The 19,568-nt window shown below is 63.0% G+C and carries 15 protein-coding genes, 1 tRNA gene and 1 riboswitch; of the genes, 7 read left to right on the top strand and 9 right to left on the bottom strand.

The features are described 5' to 3' along the window. Nucleotides 1-24: 24 nt before the first annotated feature. On the bottom strand, nt 25-1,332 hold the full coding sequence (locus tag K3148_RS03570) for an OmpP1/FadL family transporter (protein ID WP_221425952.1): 1,308 nt from the start codon (nt 1,330-1,332) through the stop codon (nt 25-27). Nucleotides 1,333-1,424: 92 nt separating this feature from the next. On the opposite strand from K3148_RS03570, the gene K3148_RS03565 reads away from it, so the two are divergent. Further along, nucleotides 1,425-2,426, top strand: a complete 1,002-nt coding sequence (locus tag K3148_RS03565) for a zinc transporter ZntB (protein WP_221425951.1) — start codon at nt 1,425-1,427, stop codon at nt 2,424-2,426. Between the two features lies 1 nt (nt 2,427). On the opposite strand, the gene K3148_RS03560 is transcribed toward K3148_RS03565, so the two are convergent. The 4 genes from K3148_RS03560 to K3148_RS03545 all read right to left on the bottom strand — a co-directional run bounded on the left by K3148_RS03560 (nt 2,428) and on the right by K3148_RS03545 (nt 6,031). Then, nucleotides 2,428-3,069 carry a DUF1109 domain-containing protein gene (locus tag K3148_RS03560; protein WP_221425950.1) on the bottom strand — a complete coding sequence of 214 codons (642 nt, stop codon included), beginning with the start codon at nt 3,067-3,069 and terminating at the stop codon, nt 2,428-2,430. Nucleotide 3,070: 1 nt separating this feature from the next. Then, a complete protein-coding gene (locus tag K3148_RS03555) occupies nt 3,071-3,601 on the bottom strand; it encodes a sigma-70 family RNA polymerase sigma factor (RefSeq protein WP_221425949.1) in 531 nt (176 codons plus the stop codon). 72 nt (nt 3,602-3,673) lie between these two features. Further along, complete coding sequence (locus K3148_RS03550; RefSeq protein ID WP_221425948.1) at nt 3,674-4,636, bottom strand: SDR family NAD(P)-dependent oxidoreductase; 963 nt, start codon at nt 4,634-4,636, stop codon at nt 3,674-3,676. 132 nt (nt 4,637-4,768) lie between these two features. After that, a complete protein-coding gene (locus K3148_RS03545; RefSeq protein ID WP_221425947.1) occupies nt 4,769-6,031 on the bottom strand; it encodes a mechanosensitive ion channel in 1,263 nt (420 codons plus the stop codon). A 110-nt stretch (nt 6,032-6,141) separates the two neighbouring features. Here K3148_RS03545 and K3148_RS03540 point away from each other — a divergent pair, with 110 nt between their 5' ends. Beyond that, on the top strand, nt 6,142-7,239 hold the full coding sequence (locus K3148_RS03540) for an isoaspartyl peptidase/L-asparaginase family protein (RefSeq protein ID WP_221425946.1): 1,098 nt from the start codon (nt 6,142-6,144) through the stop codon (nt 7,237-7,239). A 9-nt stretch (nt 7,240-7,248) separates the two neighbouring features. On the opposite strand, the gene bla is transcribed toward K3148_RS03540, so the two are convergent. Continuing rightward, nucleotides 7,249-8,181, bottom strand: a complete 933-nt coding sequence (gene bla / locus K3148_RS03535) for a class A beta-lactamase (protein ID WP_221425945.1) — start codon at nt 8,179-8,181, stop codon at nt 7,249-7,251. Continuing rightward, nucleotides 8,178-9,071, bottom strand: coding sequence for a prephenate dehydratase (locus tag K3148_RS03530; protein ID WP_221425944.1), 894 nt, complete (start codon nt 9,069-9,071; stop codon nt 8,178-8,180). The genes bla and K3148_RS03530 overlap by 4 nt, the downstream gene beginning before the upstream one ends. Nucleotides 9,072-9,205: 134 nt before the next feature. Between K3148_RS03530 and K3148_RS03525 the strand changes: the two genes are divergently transcribed. After that, nucleotides 9,206-9,913 carry a c-type cytochrome gene (locus K3148_RS03525; protein ID WP_221425943.1) on the top strand — a complete coding sequence of 236 codons (708 nt, stop codon included), beginning with the start codon at nt 9,206-9,208 and terminating at the stop codon, nt 9,911-9,913. 74 nt (nt 9,914-9,987) lie between these two features. Here the strand turns inward: K3148_RS03525 and K3148_RS03520 are convergent, their stop codons facing one another. Beyond that, nucleotides 9,988-10,647, bottom strand: coding sequence for an RlmE family RNA methyltransferase (locus tag K3148_RS03520; RefSeq protein ID WP_221425942.1), 660 nt, complete (start codon nt 10,645-10,647; stop codon nt 9,988-9,990). Then, nucleotides 10,644-11,867 (bottom strand): Ppx/GppA phosphatase family protein, encoded by a 1,224-nt coding sequence (locus tag K3148_RS03515; RefSeq protein ID WP_221425941.1) that lies wholly within the window; start codon nt 11,865-11,867, stop codon nt 10,644-10,646. The genes K3148_RS03520 and K3148_RS03515 overlap by 4 nt, the downstream gene beginning before the upstream one ends. Before the next feature lie 191 nt (nt 11,868-12,058). Here K3148_RS03515 and K3148_RS03510 point away from each other — a divergent pair. The 4 genes from K3148_RS03510 (at nt 12,059) to thiC (ending at nt 19,559) form a co-directional block, all read left to right on the top strand. Continuing rightward, nucleotides 12,059-12,132, top strand: a tRNA-Gln gene (locus K3148_RS03510). Between the two features lie 373 nt (nt 12,133-12,505). Beyond that, nucleotides 12,506-15,364 carry a M10 family metallopeptidase C-terminal domain-containing protein gene (locus K3148_RS03505; protein WP_221425940.1) on the top strand — a complete coding sequence of 953 codons (2,859 nt, stop codon included), beginning with the start codon at nt 12,506-12,508 and terminating at the stop codon, nt 15,362-15,364. Nucleotides 15,365-15,538: 174 nt separating this feature from the next. Further along, nucleotides 15,539-16,153 carry a TetR/AcrR family transcriptional regulator gene (locus K3148_RS03500; protein WP_221425939.1) on the top strand — a complete coding sequence of 205 codons (615 nt, stop codon included), beginning with the start codon at nt 15,539-15,541 and terminating at the stop codon, nt 16,151-16,153. A 1,360-nt stretch (nt 16,154-17,513) separates the two neighbouring features. After that, nucleotides 17,514-17,622: riboswitch (TPP riboswitch) on the top strand. A gap of 35 nt (nt 17,623-17,657) precedes the next feature. Next, entirely contained in the window at nt 17,658-19,559 is a 1,902-nt protein-coding gene (gene thiC, locus K3148_RS03495) for a phosphomethylpyrimidine synthase ThiC (RefSeq protein ID WP_221425938.1), read from the top strand. Nucleotides 19,560-19,568: the final 9 nt, after the last annotated feature.

The following is a 19,568-nucleotide window of genomic DNA, read 5'->3' as shown; positions in this document are numbered from 1 at the left end:
CAATGACGCGCCGCGCGGCGCGGTTCAGAAGCGCGCGCCCAGCGAGAAGGCGAGCACGTCGGCGTTGCCGCTGCTGCTGGAGCGGATGCGGGCATCGACGGCGGCCGGCGTGCCTTCGAAGAAGGTATCGGTGCGGTCGATCGGTTCGCTCTTCACGAAGACATGCGCATAAGCGAGGCTGGCGGAGAAGCGGTCGTTGATGTCGTAGCTCGCGCCGACGGAAAGCCAAGTGCGGTCGCCATCGGGCACGCGGGTCGAACGAAACTCGTCGGTGATCGGCGAGGCGTCGAACATGGTGCCCGCGCGCAGGGTCAGCAGTTCGTTCACGTCGTATTCCGCGCCCAGGGCCATGGAATAGGTGTCGCGATAGAACTGCTCGTTAACCTGCGGCTCGAGGCCTTCGGGCTCGACGCGGATTTCGTCGAAATTGCTCCAGTTGTACCAGCGCCAGGTGCCATAGACGCGCCACGGCGTGTCGGTGCCGAAGAGGACGCTGACCGTGGCGATGTCGGGCGTCGATAGCGGCGCGGCGGCAGGCGTGGTGACGTTGTTGCCGGCCAGCAGGCCGGTGAGGCCGGAGAGGTCGAATTCGCCTTCCAGATCGTGATCGATGGCCGAACGGTAATGCGCGCCGATGCGCACCGGGTCGAAAGTGGCGGTGAAGCCCGCGTTCCAGCCTACCGAAATATCATCGCCCGTGATGCGCAACTCGCCGTCGGGGTCGGCCGGATTGAGATTGGGCACCGCGTTGGCGAGCTTTACATCGATATACTGGATGTCGACCCCGGCGCCGATCGAGAAATTGTCGGAGATCTTGTAGGCCACGCTCGGCTGGGCGTTCAGCGTGAAGAGGTCCGACGTAACGGAATCGTAGCGGCCGAAGAAGTCCTCGTCGTAATCGACGACCACGCCGAAGGGGCTGTTGACGCCGAGGCCGACCCACAAGCGGTCGGTCACCTGCGCGCTGGCATAGAGCGACGGCACGACGAGCGGCTGGGCGAAGGGGCTGCCGCCGTCGCTGCCGGTCACGGGCAGGGTGACGGGAAGGCCGGGCACGCTGCGCGTCGTGCCGGTGTCGGACTGGCGCGCGGTGACGAAAAGGGCCTGCGCGTTGGCTTCCACCTGTATGCCTTCGAGTTCGGTCATTCCGGCGGGGTTGAAGAAGATCGTCGCCGGACTGTCCGCGGCCGCCGCGTTGCCCGAATACGCTCGCCCGGCCTCCTTGGCCGATTGCTCCTGGATGTAGAAGCCGCCCGCATAGGCGGGGCTTGCGAGGACCATGCCGAGGCCGATGGCGAGGGCGGACGAAGCTGTTTTGAATTGGGGCGTCATGGGCGAGGAACGCGCAAACCGCGCGAGTGGTTTCCACCGCCGACTGCGCGTGATGCTGGCATTGGGCCACGGCTTGCGGCATCACTGCGGCGATGAGCGAAGCAACCGACGACAACCAAACGGAAACTCCGCTGCTGTTCGGGCGCGTGCTCGACGTTAAGGGCGGCGCGCGGCCGATCGATTGGGACGAGGCGCAGGGCTGGGAGCCTGCTGCGGCGGGCGAGGTCTTGTGGCTCCACCTCTGCCGTAGCCGCGAAGGCGTGCAGCAATGGCTAGAAACCGAGCTCGGCGTGCCCGAACCGACGGCAGAATTGCTCACCAGCGACCAGACCCGCCCGCGCGCCTTTCGCGAAGGCGCGACGCTGGTCGGGACATTGCGCGGTATCAACTTCAATCCGGGCGCAGAGCCCGAAGACATGATCTCGATGCAGCTGTGGTGCGACGGCAATCGGCTCATCACGCTGCGTCGCTTTCCGCTGCAGACCCCGCGCGAAGTCGTCGCCCAGCTCGACAGCGGGTTCGGGCCGGTCGATGCGGGGGCCACGATCACCTTGCTGGCCGAATACATGATCGCGCGCATGAGCCAGTCGATCATCGACATGAACCAGGTGCTCGACGAACTTGAGCATGACGATCCCGAAGAGCACGCCGAGGCGATGCTGAAGCGTATCTCCACCATCCGCCGCAACTGCCTCGCGCTCAAGCGCCACATGGCCCCGCAGCACGAGGCGCTGGAACAGATCAGCCGTGACGCGCCGCCCTGGTTCGAGGAGGAGGACCGCCGCGAAATCGCCGAGAGTATCGCGCGCCTGCGCCGCTATCTCGACGACATCGACATCAGCAAGGAAAGCGCGCTGGTGCTGCAGGACGAATTGCGCGCTCGCAGCCTCGCTTCCTCCGAGCACGCGACTTACATGCTCACCATCGTCGCCGGCATCTTCCTTCCGCTCGGGTTCCTCACCGGCCTGCTCGGCATCAATGTCGGCGGTATGCCCGGGATGGACGATCCGGACGCCTTCTGGGCCGTGGTGATGCTCTGCGGATTCCTGTTCGTCGCGCTGATCGTGGTCTTCCGTCGGCTGCGCTGGCTCTAGCCTACCAGCGGACCAAGGGCGGGATGGCGAAGCGGCCGACGAGGCCGGAGAGCACCACCGGCGCGACGTGCCAGATGCCGAGGTGGCCGATATCGTCCACCGGGCAGGCGAGGCCGAAGGCGAAGCTGCCGATCGCGCCGGCTGCAATGCCGGCATAGGTGCCTGCGGATTTAAGCGACACAGGCGCACCGCGCCGCAACCAGAGGGTCAGCGCGCTGGCGGTGACGAGCCCGAAGGCGCTTCCCGCAACGAAACAACCTAGCCCATACATATCCTGCGTCAGCGCGGCGGCGAACCTGCCGAAGCCGAGCATGACCAGCGCGGTGAGCGGCAGCAGCGCCAGCATTCCGGCAGACCAGCGCGCCCCCTCGTGGCTGTTGCCGACATGGGGCGTCGCCATGCGCAGGACGGCGTAGGCGGAGGCTGCACCCAGCAGGCCGAGCATGCCGTTGGTCATGAAGAATTCGACTGAGGGTGCGCCCTCCATGATGCCGCGCCATAGCCCTTCGATCAGCTCGACGAGGACGACGGTGCCGATGGCAGCCAGCGCCACCAGCGCGATGCCGTGCGACAGGCGGATCGGGCGGACGGGCGCGAGATCCTGCGCCAGAGCGTCGATCAGGGGGGTGGAGACCCGGTTCATTCTATTCAGCCTTTTCTACGAGCGCGGACAGCTTCTTCAGTCCGCGATGGATATTCACTTTGACCAGGCTTTCGCTCTGGCCGGTTCGCTGGGAGGCTTCGGCGATGCTCAGCCCTTCGATCTTGACAAGTTCGATGGCCTGCGCCTGCTTGTCGGGCAGGTGGACGAACAGCCGCTCCAGGCTCATCCGCGCCATCACCGCTTCTTCCTCGCTGTCTTCGGGCACATCGTGATCGCCCAGCTCGTCTTCGGCGGAGCGATAGACCTTGCGCAGGTGATCGACCCAGCGATAGCGGGCGATGGCGGCAAGCCAGGGATAGAAGGCGCGGCGGTTATCCCAGGTGGCGCGCTTCTTATGCACCGCCAGGAGCACGTCCTGCACGAGGTCGTCCAATTGGGAGGGCGGGACGCGCCGACGGTAATAGCGTTCGAGCCAGAGCTGCACTTCGGCCAGCAAGGCGCGGTACGTGGCCGCATCGCCCTTCTGGGCGGCGGTCATCATCTGCGCCAAGCTGGCTTCATCGGCAATCATCGACCATCTCCTGCACCAAAGCGTGCTGGACCGGTGTTCGGACGGGTGGCCGGAAAGGTTACAGGTGCCTGCTCAATAGGCGAAAGACTGGCCGACCATCTCCTCGCTCATCGTCCAGAGCCGGTCCGCCTTGTCCTTGTCGATCGCATAGCTGCGCACGCCGCCGCCGGTGTCCTCATTATCCTCGTTGGCGACGTGGCAGTCCTCGCAATAGAGGCCGCCAGCGCCTTCCAGTTCGTCGGTTGTGGCGACCCAGCAGGTGGTCGCCGCGCCTTGCGGGATTGTCTTGAAAGGCTGCGGCTCCTCGCCGCGTTCTTCGGCGGCCTTCCGGATGCGCGCCATCAGATTGGCGACGTCTTCCTCGCTCATGTGGCGGCCGAGATTTGTGTGGATGCCGCCGGGATGCAGAGCGTAGGCGTGGATGCCCTTGCCCGCGAGCCGCTCTTCCAGCCCAACGGCGAAAAGGACGTTGGCGGTCTTCGACTGGCCGTAGCTCACCCATTTGTCGTAGGCGCGGTTCTCGAAATTGGGATCGTCGAAATCGACCGGCGCGATGTGGTGGCCGCGGCTCGACAAATTGACGATGCGCGGGCGCTCGCCCTTTTCGACCAGCGGCATGAGCAGATTGGTGAGCAGGAAGTGGCCGAGATGGTTGGTCCCGAACTGCATCTCGAAACCGTCGTCGGTCTTCGCCTCGTCGCAGGCCATGACGCCCGCGTTGTTGATGAGCAGGTCGATCTTCTCGAAACGTTCGCTGGCTTCCTTGCCTGCCTTGCGCACGCTGTCGAGCGAGGCGAGGTTGCAGACCAGCGTATCGACCTTGGCGCCGGTCGCGGTGGCAAGTTCGTCGGCGGCGGCGGACAGCTTGGTCGCGTCGCGGCCGGAAAGGATGATGTGCGCGCCCCTCGCGGCCATCGCACGGGCCGTTTCCTGCCCGAGGCCGGAATAGCCGCCGGTGATGAGCGCGGTGCGGCCCTTCAGGTCCTTGTCCGCCAGCACCTCGTCCGCCGTGCTTTCGAATCCGAATTCGCTCATGTCTGGCCCTCTCTTCCGGTTGCAAATCAGGACGTAGCACAAAGAAGGGGGCGCACAACGAAAAGGGGGCGCGGAGATTTCTCCCCGCGCCCCGCCGACACCCTCTCTCCCTGGTGTCCTGTCAGTTCCGCATTACGCGCCCGGAGGCAGCGGGTCGTTGCTCTTCGGAGCAGCCGCCTTGCGGCGCTTGGGCTTGGGCGCGGCCGGACTTCCGCCCGTCGTCCCGCCGCCAAGGTCGCTGTCCATCTGTTCGAGCTTGCGCGCCGCCCAGTCACGGCCGCCGAGGCCGAAGGCAAGCGCGCCGGCCACCGCGACACCGCCGATCAGGATCGTCAGCACGTTGGCCGGGATCATCCCGCCAATGCCGGTGAACTGCAGGCCCATGAAGACGAACAGGATGATCGTCGCCCAGCGCACGATGGTCGCCGCGGTCCCATTCTCGCCCGTGTCGCCGGCGATGAGCCGGGCGAGCAGATTGGCGATGAAGAAGCCGAAAGCGATCACGACTGCGCCGAAGATCACCCGCCCGCCAAGTTCGAGCACCTGGTCGAGAATGGCGGTAAGTTCGGGGAAGCCCAGCAGGCGCGTGGCGGCGATGGCGAAGAACAGGATGATCGCTACCTGCACGACGCGGGCGATGATGCTGGAAGCGCGCGTGCCTTCCGCCATCATGCCGCTTTCCGCCAGCGCGCGGTCGACGCCGAGGCCGGGCAGCACTTCCTTCAGCACCTGCACCACGAACTTGCTTATGAGGTAACCGATGCCGAGCAGGATCGCGGCCGCGATAATGTTCGGGATGGCGTTGAAGATCAGCTGCAGCATCGAACTCGCCGGGCCGGAGATGCTCTCGATATTGAGCGCATCCAGAGCCATGATCGAGACGAAGATCACGATCACCGCATAGACGATTGTGGCGATGGTCTTGCTGATCGCCGTGTTGCCGGTGACATTGTCCACCCCGCCGCGATTGGCCCATTTGTCGAAATCGACCGTCTGCAGCGTGGTGATGATGAGATCGCGCACGATCCGCGCCACCATCATGCCGATGAAGAAGATCAGGCCCGCACCCACCAGATTGGGGATGAAGTCCACGATGTTCTCGAGCAGGCTGTCCACCGGCCCTGCCACGGCGCCGAGGCCGAGGATCTGCAGGATCACCAGCAGGCCGAAGAGCCAGATCAGCAGGCTCACGATCTTGCCCAGCGATTCACCCAGCGACGAGCCGTTGCCGGTTCCGCGCTGGAAGAAAGAAATGTTGTCGACGAGCTTGGCGAAGGCCCATTTCGCGGCCTTGGCCGCCGCCCACGTAATAAGCAGGACGATAAGCGCGAGACCGACTTTTTCGATCACGTCCATCGCGACCTGCTGGTCGAAACGATAATTACCGATACGCATGAAACCTCTCCCTCATGGTTTCCGTAGCGGCAGGGGCTATCACCCTTGACGGTTTTGTCCAAAAAGCCGGCGGGGATTGAGTGGATAACTTTCGGTGCTATCCCAGAGGGATGAGAGGTTTTGCATCCCCGCTCGCCGCCGGCCTTGCGCTGGCCATGTCCGTTTTCGCCGCGCCCGCGGCGGCCGAGGACGAGGCGCCGCGCTGGTCGCTCGCCATCCATGGCGGAGCAGGGACGATCGCGCGCGCCGACATGACGGCGGAAGAAGACGCGGCCTATCGCGCCTCGCTGCAAGAGGCGCTGAATGCAGGCGCGAAGGTGCTGGCCGAAGGGGGCGAGGCGCTCGACGCGGTCGAAGCGGTGATCCTCATCCTGGAGGACGATCCCAAGTTCAACGCCGGGCGCGGCGCGGTCTTCACCTGGGAAGGCGGACACGAACTCGACGCCTCGATCATGGACGGCCGCAACCGGGACGCGGGCGCGGTGGCGGGCGTTTCGGGCATCCGCAACCCGATCCTGCTCGCGCGCAAGGTCATGACCGACAGCCCGCATGTCATGCTGGCGGGCGAGGGCGCGGAGGTCTTCGCCGCGGAACACGATCTCGAACGCGTGCCCAACGAATGGTTCGACACCGACTTCCGCCGCGAGGCGCTGGAGCGGGTGAAGGCGGAGAAGCTCTCCGCGCTCGATGTCGATGCCAAGTTCGGCACGGTCGGCGCGGTGGCGCTCGACACGCATGGCAACCTTGCCGCCGGCACATCGACAGGTGGGATGACCGGCAAGCGCTGGAACCGTATCGGCGACAGCCCGGTGATCGGCGCAGGCACCTATGCCGACAACCGCAGCTGCGCCGTATCGGCAACGGGTTGGGGCGAATATTTCATCCGCGTCGGCGTGGCGCATGAAATCTGCACGCGGCTGCGATTGGCGCAAACCCACGATCAGGATACCCTCGTCGCCGCCATGGAACGAACCGTGGAGGCCGATGACGGCGAGCTCGTTTACAACGCCGGCAGGATCGCAGCGAATGAGGCGCAGGAAATCGGCGATGCCGTGATGCGCGACGTCAAAACGCTAGGCGGCGACGGCGGTATCATCCTCGTCACGCCCGAAGGCCATGCGCTTTACAGCTTCAACACCGAGGGCATGTACCGCGGCCGCGCGACGAGCGAAGGGGCGAGCGAAGTCGCGATTTACGGCGACGAATAGGATCGCGGCTCAGGTCAGGACGATGGTGTAGAGGTCGCGCACCCAATCGGTGAGTGAGCGACCGATCCGCGCAAACACCGCATCTACGCGCGCGCCGTCCACCGGAGCTCCAAGCGGGCTCTGGTGGTAGACGGCGAAGAAAACGGGCGATCCGGCAGGGCTTTCCACGAAACCGACATCGCCGCGGGCAAAGCCCATCCGAGCGTTCCATGTGCCGGAATTGCCGGTCTTGTCGCCCGCCACCCAGTCCTTGGGCAGGCCAGCGCGGACACGGTCGAGACCGGTCTCGCTCTGGATCATCCAGCCGCGCAATTCCTGCCGCCGTTCTGCGTCCAGCGGGCCATGCGTGTTCTCGCCAATGAGCGCCGCGAGCGTGCGCGCCATGGCCAAGGGCGTGGTCGTGCCGCGCTCCTCTCCCGAGGGGACGAAATTGACCTCCGGTTCGTTGCGCTCGATCCGCGTGGTGTCATCGCCCAGGTCGCGCAGGAAGGCCGTAAGCGCCGCAGGGCCGCCCGTTTCGCGCAGCAGGATGTTCGCGGCAAGATTGTCCGAGGTGGTCTGCGCCGCCCGGGCAAGCTCGCGCAGGCTGGCGCCCCGGCCCAGGTTCTCGCGGGTGAAGGGCGAATGGAACAAGAGTTCCTCCTCCGACCACTCCATACGCCGCGACAGGTCGAGCGCACCTTGCTGTTCGAGCGCCAGCGCGAAAGCGGCGAGCGAGGTCTTGAAGGTGGAGGCCATCGGAAACCGCTCCAGGCCGCGATAGTCCAGCAGGCTCCTGTTGGCCGGATCGTAAAAGACGACGCCCAAGCGCCCGCCAAGCTCGCGCTCTAGGATGCGGAACTGGGCCGAGGTCCGCCCCGCGATGCTACGGTCGAGCGGGACGCAGGCCGAGCCGAGAAGCCCTGCCGCGCTCGCAAGGAAAGAGCGCCGGGCGAGGCTCATCCGCGTTTCCGTGCCTGTGCGTAGCTGCCGAGCAGGCGCACATCGTTGGTCTGGAATGCCAGTTCCTCCAGCGCACGATCGACGCCCGGATCGCCCGGCGCGCCCTCGATGTCGGCGTAGAAGCGCGTCGCGGCGAAGCTGGCGCCCTTCTGGTAGCTTTCCAGCTTGGTCATGTTGACGCCGTTGGTCGCAAAGCAGCCCAGCGCCTTGTAGAGCGCGGCGGGCACGTTCTTCACCTCGAAGATGAAGGTCGTCATCTTCGTCGCCGCCTCGATCCGCGCCGGATCGCGCTGGTCCTTGGCCAGCACGACGAAGCGCGTGGTGTTGTCGGCGGCGTCTTCGACCGCCTCTTCCACGATATCGAGCCCATAAAGCTCAGCCGCCATCGGCGGGGCGATGGCGCAGAACCTGGGATCGCGCATTTCCGCGACATAGGCCGCCGCACCGGCCGTATCGGCATGGGCAAGGGCAACGATGCCGCGCTGCTGGAGGAATTCGCGCGACTGGCCGAGCGCCTGCGGATGGCTGTAAGCCGCCTCGAACGGGCCCTGTCCGGTTGCCATCAGAGCATGGGTGATGCGCATGAAATGTTCGGCCACGATCGCAAGGCCGCTTTCTGGCAGCAAGAAGTGGATGTCCGAGACACGGCCATGCTGGCTGTTCTCGATCGGGATCATCGCGCAGCCCGCCTTGCCACTCTTCACCGCGTCGAGCGCATCCTCGAAGCCGAGATAGGGCAGCGGCAGGCATTCTGGGTCGAACTGCATCGCGGCCTGGTGCGAATTGGAGCCGGGCGCGCCTCCGAAGGCGATGGCGCGCGCAGGATCGGCGGCGGCGGCGCGGCGCATGGTGTCGACCATATCGACGGCGGGCTTGGCAAAGGTACGCATGGGACGGGCTGTGTTAGCGACGAATTCCCGCCTCGCAAGCTCTATTGCCAGTTGTGCACTTGCGCGAAAAGGCCTGTCGCACTAGAGCGGCGCCCAATCATCAGACCACACGGATTCTTGCAGGCAAACACGCAATGGACGATCGTTTCAACACCGCTTCCGGCTGGGTTCTCTTCGCCGGCATCGTCGCGCTCGGCGCTTCGATCGGCTCGGGCATGTATTTCCACGCCGACAGCCATGAATATCCCGAAGGCCAGGACTGGGGCTATTTCGTGGAAGGCGCGGAAGAAGAAGGCGGCGCGGATGCGGGCCCCGATCTCGGCACGCTGCTCGCCAGCGCCGACGCGGCTGCAGGCGAAAAGGTCTTCGCCAAGTGCACCGCCTGCCACACGATCGAACAGGGCGGCGCCAACGGCATCGGCCCGAACCTCTACGGCGTGATGGGCAAGGCCATCGGCGGCCACGCTGCCGGGTTCGCTTACTCCTCGGCGCTGTCCGACCACGGCGGTCAGTGGACGTGGGAAAACATGGACGCATGGCTCAAGAGCCCGCGCGCTTTTGCCAGCGGCACCAAGATGAGCTTCGCCGGCCTCTCCAAGCCGGAAGACCGCGCCAACGTGATGGAATATCTCGCCTCGATGGGCGGCGCTCCTGCGAAGCCCGCACCGGCTGCTCCCGAAGTGGAAGCGGGTGAAGGCGAAGAAGCTCCCGGTGCAGGTCCCGGTCCGGTCGAAGGCGCCGAAGCCGGTGCAGCCGAAGCGGCCGGTGCCATGAGCGCCGATCAGCCCGTTCCCGCCGCCAACGCGGGCGGTGACAACGAAGGCGCGGCCAAGATCGACTGATCGGTCCGCGTTATCGTGAATGAAAAATCCCGCCACAGAGCGGGGTTTTTTGTGCCTGGCGAAGGAAGCTAGTCCTAGCCCTTGAAGCCTTGCGCGATGACATACCACTCGCTGGAGCCTTTGCGGCTAGCGGGAGGCTTGGCGTGCTTGACCGTCTTGAAATGCTTCTTGAGCAGGTTGAGGAGGTCGTTGTCGGTCCCGCCGGCCAGCACCTTTGCGAGGAAGGTCCCGCCGGTATCGAGGTTCTCGACCGCGAACCAGGCCGCCGCCTCGACAAGGCCCATGGTGCGCAGATGGTCGGTCTGCTTGTGGCCCACCGTGTTGGCCGCCATATCACTCATCACGAGGTCGGCCTTGCCGCCCAGAGCTTCTTCCAGCACGCGCGGCGCGTCGTCGTCCATGAAGTCCATCTGGAAAATGGTGACGCCCTCGATTGGTTCGGTCTCCAGCAGGTCGATGCCGACGACGGTGGCCTTGGGGCGCACCTTTCGCGCCACCTGGCTCCACCCGCCCGGCGTGATGCCGAGGTCGACGATGCGGCTGGCGCCTTTCAGCAGGCCGAACTTCTCGTCCATCTCGATCAGCTTGTAGGCCGCGCGGCTGCGATAGCCGTCCGCCTTGGCCTGCTTCACGTAAGGATCGTTGAGCTGGCGCTGCAGCCAGCGGGTGGAGGATTCCGACCGCTTCTTCGCCGTGCGGACACGCGTGTCCTTGTCCTTGCCCGAGCGGCTCATACGTCTTGTTCTCTCATACGTTGCAGGGCCGCGCGGCTGCGGTCGCCGTCGGCGTCGGCGGCCATCAGGCTGCGCAGGATGCCTTCGCGAATGCCGCGGTCGGCCACGCCCAGTGTTTCCGACGGCCAGATGTCGAGGATGCTTTCGAGTATGGCGCAGCCCGCCACCACGAGGTTGGCGCGATCGTCCCCGATGCAGGGGAGCTTGCGCCGGTCCACCCCGCTCATATGGCTGAGTTTGACCGAGATATCGCGCATCGCCTGCGAGCGCAGGATGAGCCCGTCCACCGCCTGCCGGTCGTATTGCGGCAGTTCCAGATGCAGGCTGGCGAGCGTGGTCACCGTGCCGCTGGTGCCCAAAAGGCGGATCGGGTGCGGGCCCTTGACAAACTCGCGCACGCGGTCGGCAAAGGGCTTGAAACTGTCGCGCACGGTCTTGCGCATCCGGCGATAGCGGTCGAGCCGCTCTTCCTCGCTGTCGTCCGAGCCGGTGACGGTATCGGTCAGCGACACCACACCCCAGGGCACGCTCATCCAGTCGATGATGCGCGGCACCGCGCCGCTCGGTTCGACCAGCACCAGCTCGGTCGAGCCGCCGCCGATGTCGAAGATGACCGCGGGGCCTTCGCCGTCTTCCAGCAGGATGTGGCAGCCCAGCACCGCAAGGCGCGCTTCTTCCTGCGCGGAAATAATGTCGAGCACGATGCCGGTTTCCTGCCGCACCCGCTCGATGAATTCCTCGCCATTGGCGGCGCGGCGGCAGGCCTCGGTCGCGACCGAGCGGGCGAGGTGGACATGGCGGCGGCGCAGCTTTTCGGCGCAGACATGGAGTGCGGCCAGGGTACGATCCATCGCCTCGTCCGAGAGGCGGCCGCTTGCCGCCAGCCCTTCGCCAAGGCGCACGACGCGGCTGAAGGCGTCGATCACGGTGAAATTCTCGCCCGAAGGGCGCGCGATCAGCAGGCGGCAGTTGTTGGTGCCCAGGTCCAGCGCGGCATAGGCCTGCTTGCGGCCACGGGCTTCGGGAAGGGAGGGCGCGGGTTTCGCCGAGGGAGCGGACGCGCCGCGCGGCTTGGCCCCACGCGGCTGTGCGCTCTTACTCTTCGAGCGCTTGTCGGGCCGGGAGGGGCGCTTGTAGCGGAAATCGGCTACCTTGCCGGACGTGCCGCCCCTTGTCTTGCCGTGCCCCCGTCTGATGTCCGGCGGAGATTGATCCGCCATGGGGTGTGTCTTTCGTTATTCCTCCTGCGCAAAACCACCTCGCGCAGGGACCTGTTAACGATGCTAGCGGGGGAAGGGCGCATGGGCAAGCTCGCAAGGCGTCTGCGGGGTTGACCTTGCGCCGCGGCGAAACTAGATGCGCGGCCTCTCCTGCACCGGCGAGCCGATTCTCGCCCCTTTCGCAGGCCTGATGCCCCGTCGTCTAATGGTAAGACTACGGACTCTGACTCCGTCAATTGAGGTTCGAATCCTCACGGGGCATCCAGCACTCCCAAATTTCACACGATGCGAGCTGAGGGTCTTTGGCTGTTGCCACTGCCCGGCCCAGACCGCTGCGTGACCATTGGCCTCACCCATCTGCAATGGCGCGACGCCATCCCATGGCCTCCGGACGGTGCTTCGTTCGCGAATCGAATCGGGCGCCGCCCAAAAATTAAGAAATTTGAAGGGGGCAATCTCCTGTTAACCATAAATCGACGTAAATACGTGAAAAAACACGTGATTTTTGCCGATTTTCGCGAAATACGTAGTCCCTCGTTAACGTTTGGCGGGCATAAGCCAACGTGACGAAATCCATTGTTGGGGGCAGATTCGGCGTTTCGCGCCGCCCCTGCGCAAAAGGAACGGGAAGACGCGAGATGGCACAGGCTAAGGATTACAAGCCCTTCGACGAAGGCGCCCTGAATCCGGTCAACGGCGGTGGCAACGGCAACGGTAACGGTGGCGGCTCGAACAACGCGGGCGGCAACGGGACCGATAACGGCCGTGCAGGCGAGAACGGTAACGGTGCGACGAACGGCAACGCCGGTTCGGGCACGACCGGTAACGACTCCAGCACTTCCAACGGCAATGGCATTGGCAACGGCGGTTCCGCGGGCGGAAACGGCAATGGCAACGCCACGGTCGATGCCTACGCGGCCGACACCACCACCACCGGCGTGCTTGCCGACGGCCAGACCATCGCCACCGCGATCGACAGCCGCACCGATGTAGACTGGTTTGCCGTCGAACTGGTCGCTGGTTCCAGCTACCAGTTCGCGACTACCGCCGGGGCCACCGGTTCGATCGGCGACACCGTCCTCGCGCTCTACGATGCCGACGGCAATCTCGTTGCCGGCAATGACGACAGCAACAACGGCGCCTTCTCGACCCTCCTCCACACGGCAGAGGCCGGCGGCACCTATTACGTTGCCGTTCTTGGTTATCAGGGGGATCGGGGTTCCTACGAGGTCTCGATGAACGAGATCGACCTCAACGATGCGTTTGCTGCCGGTGTCGACACCGCCGGGACCATCGCGGCAGGCGAAACGATCCTGACGCAGCTCGACTATGCGGGCGACAGCGACTGGTTCGCTTTCGACATCGCGCTCGGCCAGGCGATCTCCTTCTCGACCGCCGCCGGCACAGGCGCTGCGGCGAACGATACGGTCATCACCATTTACGACGCGGCCGGCAACGCGCTGCTCACCAATGACGACAACGGCACCGACCTCTATTCCTTCGTGGACTTCGCAGCCGAAGCGACCGGCACATATTACGTCGAAGTCAGCGGCTTCGACGGCGTTGCGACCGGCAGCTATGCGCTGACCGCCTTGCTGACCCACAATGCGGTGGAGGGCAGCGTCGACCAGATCAGCGAATACCTCTCCTCGCGCTGGTTCGCCGATATGGGCGAGCAGGCCGGCGGCTGGGCGCTCGATGCTTCGCGCACGATCACCGTCGACCTTTCCGGTCTCGACGCCTCGATGCACGAGGCTGCACGCGTCTCGCTTGCCGCATGGGGCGATGCCGCCGGCATCACCTTCATCGAGCAGGCTGGCGGCGCACTGCAGTTCGTCACCGGCACCGAAAACGACACCACGGTCACGCGCAGCGGCGGCTTCATCGACGGCGCCATCGTCACGATTGATCCGGCAACGCCGGGCTTTGCGTCGGCGACCCGTGCCTACCAGGTGGTGATGCAGGAAGTCGGCTTCGCGCTCGGCCTCGGCCATGCGGGCCAGTACACGAACGGCCAGTTCGTCTCGTACCGCGCGCATGACCTCGTCTATCTCAACGACAGCAACATGCTCACGGTCATGTCGGGCTTCGACAATTCGACCAATGTGACGCTGGCGAGCAGAGGCTATTCGAGCTTCGACGCGATTACGCCGATGATGGCCGATGTCGCGGCGATCCAGGCGATCTACGGCGCACCGACAAACACGCGCACCGGTGACGACACCTATGGTTTCAACAGCACCGCGGGCGACCTTTACGACGCTTCGCTCACCACCGGCGCCGCCTATACGATCGTCGACAGCGCAGGCGTCGACACGCTCGATTATTCGCAGCACACTCAGAACCAGCTGATCACTCTGATCGAAGGCCGCTTGATGAATGTCGGCGGGCTCATCGGGAATGTGTCGATCGCGCAGGGAACTGTTATCGAGAACGCAATTGGTGGAATGGGCGACGATTATGTGCGGGGCAACAACATTGCGAACACGCTGCACGGTGGTCTCGGAAATGATACTGTTCGTGGCTTAAGCGGGGATGACCGTGTAGACGGCGGCGAAGGCGACGATTGGCTCTTTGGCAATAACGGCAACGACACCCTCAGCGCAGCTGCTGGATTAAACCGAATGTTCGGCGCAGCGGGAGACGATGTTTTGATTGGCGGATCAGGATTCGACAAGCTGTTTGGCGGTGCCGGAAATGATGCGCTTTTCGGTGGGAGTGGTCGAGACCTCCTGATGAGCTGGGACGGCAATAACTACATGGATGGGGGAAACGGTAGTGATGTCATCGTCGGCGGGAATGGCAATGATACGCTAATCGGCGGCGCAGACGACCACGGATGGGACAAACTTCGCGGCGGAGCGGGTGATGACATTCTCATTTCTGGCATGGGGAATGACAATCTGCAGGGCGGCGCAGGCGACGATTGGATGGATGCCGGTGGGGCGAACGACTTTCTGAATGGTAAAGCGGGTATCGACACGATGTTCGGTGGTAGTGGGAATGACGTCCTATTTGGTGGTGATGGCAATGATATTCTGGATGGTGGTCGGGGTAATGATCGCCTCAAAGGCGGCGCTGGTGACGATTTACTGACTGGCGGCGCTGGTGCGGATTCTTTCATTATGGACAAAGAGGTTGGGGTCGACACGATCACCGACTTTATCTCGGGCGTCGACTTGATCGAGCTTTGGCGCCCTGCATTCACCGAAGTTCGTTTCGGCACGCTCTGGAAATCGGCTTTTGCTCTGGGCACTGAAGCCGCAGATGCGGGAGATCGCATCATCTACGACGAAGCTACGGGTAATATTTGGTACGATGCAGACGGCACAGGCGTTGTGGAGAAGGTCCTATTCGCGAAGGTCGCTGTAGGTACGCACCTCGAACATACTGATTTCTACGCGCGGGGCGCGTCCCCCTCTACTAGTACGGTCGGCATGGAGCAGCTCAAGCTTCCGGCCGACGATATAAGCACGACAGATATTCCAATTGGCTAGAATAAATTCGGGAACAGAAATGCGGCCATTCTTCTGACCGCACGTGGAGATGGGCGCCAGTGTTGCAGGTGTTTCGTCTCCTTCTAGTGTGCATCTACCAAATGCCGGGCCGTTGTAACCTACGACCTTCAATCCAGAGTGACACGAAGGGTCTTGTGTGCATAATGAGCGAATATGGCCCAGGAGAGAAGTCTTAAAACGCGAGTAAAGGTTCTCGATGCTGCGCGCGGACTCATTGTTGAGCGTGGACACGAACAGGTTTCTCTAAAGCAAATTTGCGATTGCTCGGGAGTATCGAACGGCAGTGTATTCCATCATTTCGGATCAAAAGAAGGTATCGTGCGCGAGCTATTTCGAACCGAACGAGGGGCCTATCTACATACAATAGCCCAAGCCATTACCGCATATGTAGGTGATCCGTGCGATGCTTTTGCAGCTGGGACTCGCGCAGCACTTGCCTATCAAGCGGCCAACCCTCAACGTTATGAGAGGCTTATCGCCGAATTCGTCGACAGCGAATGGATACGACACAACGCCGATGTTTGGCTGGCGGTGGCCGCAGAAGAAGAGCAACCGGTTATCCGCTGGGCTGCCGGACACTTTGCCAGTGGGGCATTGCCCCTCTTTCCTCCTGCATTCTTTCAGGCAAGTTTCTTAGGGCCTGTAGACCTTCTTTGCCGAGCGCATCGCCAAGGGCGGCTTTCGGGCGAACTCGAACTGCATGGCGAGGCTTTGGCTCAATTTGTAGCCGCAGGGTTAAAGCAACTACGCAACCAACAAACAAATTGAGAATGTTTGGGCGGAAAGGAAGGGGCCCGAGGGCGGTTAGCATTACGGCCAGACTTCTAGGCAGTCCATGGGAGCGAGTACTCTTGCTTCTCGTTAAGGTAACCGCAGATGCGAATCTTCCCGCCAGAACTCTCCCAACCAAAAAAATTCCGAGCACTGCTTCAACTTAGGAAAAGGTTGGCACGCTGCATAAACTGTTCAATCGGGATCTCGTGAAATCGAAGTATTCGTGTGGGGCGGCCCTTAATATAGAAGAGCGCGCATGTCTTGCGAACGCGCTCACCTATTTGTTCTTAAACCGGTACTTCGTGAGAGGTTTGACCCGACTCTCCGATCGGGCGAAAGTCATATGTGATAGGGCTTTGGATTAAGAAATAATAAGTCCCAAATTTATTCGATTATATCGGCGTCTCGACCTACGTTTATCTGGCCCAAGATATCGGCGGCGCCGAAGACATCTATGCCGTTAGCGGCTGAGATCTGCTCAATGAACGTAAAAGCGACGTTCGCCGCACTTTTTGTTCGGCTGGAGGCCGGTGCGGATGTGGAGGGCAGGAGCGCCACCTTAGGTCGGAAATCAACCGTGCTTTTGAAGCGCAAGTTTGGCAGGAGCCCCATCCTGTGCGTCGCGATCGCGACTTTAGTCGCGCTGACGACCGGCCGACGACTAAGTTGATTGGCCACAAGCTTCGTGCTGTCGTCGAAAATAGTGATGGGAGAGATCGTAGAAAGCAGAGCAATTACGTTTAATCCACTTGGATATCAGGCTTCAGTATTCTCGCAATTTGCATCATTGGAGTTTACGTTAAGCGACTTGATGGTGAATGCCGAAGGCGAATTGAAGGCATATATAAGAGTTCATTACTCGATAATCGCACCCGATGAAACAAGAAATGGGGTACTTTAAGAACCCACCTATCGTATTAATTACTAGCGGAAGACAACAACATTTTTTTTCAGGGAATCTGAACTCTATGCCGGATGCCAGTGGATGTGCTAAGGGCCATCGAAATGGTCATCGGTTGATCATTTGTAATAAGCCTCTGTCGGTGCAATAGGGGTGGCTGCTTATTCGAAGCTTGAAAAGCTTGATCGTTATCGACGATAACGGGAAAACCTTGAGCGCACCTGATCGAGAGTTGGATGCGAGATTCAAGTGCCGAGTTTTCACGCGAAAGCGGGGCAAGGACCACAGCCGTCGCGGCCCGGCCAGAAGTTGACAGTTAACATGCTGAGTCAACATGGCGTAAGACGTCATGATGGCGGAGTAGTTTGATTCCGGATAAAATGAGGGTGTCCAGGAATTTGGGGCGGCGGGCATTGCGTTGCTGGACGCCCGTACGCAATGCGCCTACACCGCTGGCCATCCCCGGGGAGCCAGCGCTGGCTGAGAGGGAGGTCTCGCACCCTCCGACCCGTCGAACCTGAACCGATTAGCATCGGCGGAGGGAGTGGAGCGGCGCGCGCAAACCCGCTCTTCCTCCGCCTTATGGAGAGAGCACGCATGGCCGACATCAACAGCAAATTCGACATCGGCGTCACCACCGGTCCGATCCGCGGCAGCCGCAAGGTTCATGTTGGTGCCAAGAGCGGCAGCGGCATCCAGGTCGCCATGCGCGAGATCGATCTCGAGGACGGCGAACCCAGCGTCCGCGTCTACGACACCTCCGGACCCTACACCGATCCCGATGCCCAGATCGACATCCGCAAGGGTCTCGAACAGAAGCGCCGCGAGTGGATCATGGCCCGCGGCGATGTCGAGGAATACGATGCCCGCGAAGTGAAGCCCGAGGATAACGGCCAGCTCGGCCCCGACCGTTCGGGCGGCGTCCCCGGCTTCCCCAATGTCGCGAAGAAGGTGCTGCGCGCGAAGCCCGGCGCGAACGTCAGCCAGATGCACTACGCCCGCCGCGGCATCATCACTCCCGAGATGGAATATGTCGCCGAGCGCGAAAACTTGGGGCGCGAAATGCTGCGCGAGGAAGCGGCCCGCCTCACCGCGCGCAACGATGGCCAGCCCTGGGGCGCGGATCTCCCAGATTACGTCACCCCCGAATTCGTCCGTGACGAAGTGGCGAGGGGCCGCGCGATCATCCCCTCCAACATCAACCACCCCGAAACCGAGCCCATGGCGATCGGGCGCAACTTCCTCGTCAAGATCAACGCTAACATCGGCAACTCCGCCGTGGCCTCCGACGTGGCGAGCGAGGTCGACAAGATGGTCTGGTCGATCCGCTGGGGCGCCGACACTGTCATGGACCTCTCCACGGGCCGCAACATCCACGACACGCGCGAATGGATCATCCGCAACTCGCCCGTCCCCATCGGTACCGTGCCGATCTACCAGGCGCTGGAGAAGGTCGGCGGCATTGCCGAGGACCTGACGTGGGAAATCTTCCGCGACACGCTGATCGAACAGGCCGAACAGGGCGTCGACTATTTCACCATTCACGCAGGGGTCCGCCTGCCCTATGTCCCCATGACCGCCAAGCGCGTCACCGGCATCGTGTCGCGCGGCGGCTCGATCATGGCGAAATGGTGCCTCGCGCATCACAAGGAGAGCTTCCTCTACGAGCGCTTCGACGAGATCACCGAGATCATGAAGGCCTATGACATCGCCTATTCGCTGGGCGACGGCCTGCGCCCCGGCAGCATCGCCGACGCGAATGACGAAGCCCAGTTCGCCGAGCTCTACACGCTGGGCGAGCTCACCAAGCGCGCCTGGGAACAGGACGTGCAGGTGATGATCGAAGGCCCCGGCCACGTGCCGATGCACAAGATCAAGGAGAACATGGACAAGCAGCTGGAAGCCTGCGGCGAAGCGCCCTTCTACACGCTTGGCCCCCTCGTCACCGATATCGCGCCGGGTTACGACCACATCACCAGCGGCATCGGCGCGGCGCAGATCGGCTGGTACGGCACCGCCATGCTCTGCTACGTCACGCCCAAGGAACACCTCGGCCTGCCCGACCGCGACGATGTGAAGGTGGGCGTGGTGACCTACAAGCTCGCCGCCCATGCCGCCGACCTCGCCAAGGGCCACCCGGCCGCCAAGGTCCGCGACGACGCGCTAAGCAAGGCTCGCTTCGAATTCCGCTGGCGCGACCAGTTCAACCTCAGCCTCGACCCCGACACGGCCGAGCAATACCACGACCAGACCCTCCCCGCAGAAGGCGCCAAGACCGCCCACTTCTGCTCCATGTGCGGCCCCAAATTCTGCTCGATGAAGATCACGCAGGAAGTGCGCGACTTCGCGGCCAAGCAGAACTCGGACAGCTATCTCGCGAGCGAAAACATCAAGCGCGAGACCTCAGCCGAAGAGGCCGAGGAAGCCCAGAAGGGCATGGAGGAGATGAGCGAGGTCTATCGCGAGAAGGGTGAGAAGTTGTATTTGCCGGAGGGGTAGGGCACTTGG

Origin of the sequence: Qipengyuania aurantiaca, assembly GCF_019711375.1 — a bacterium.
GTDB lineage: Bacteria > Pseudomonadota > Alphaproteobacteria > Sphingomonadales > Sphingomonadaceae > Qipengyuania > Qipengyuania aurantiaca.
This window is presented reverse-complemented; position numbering and strand designations above follow the sequence as displayed.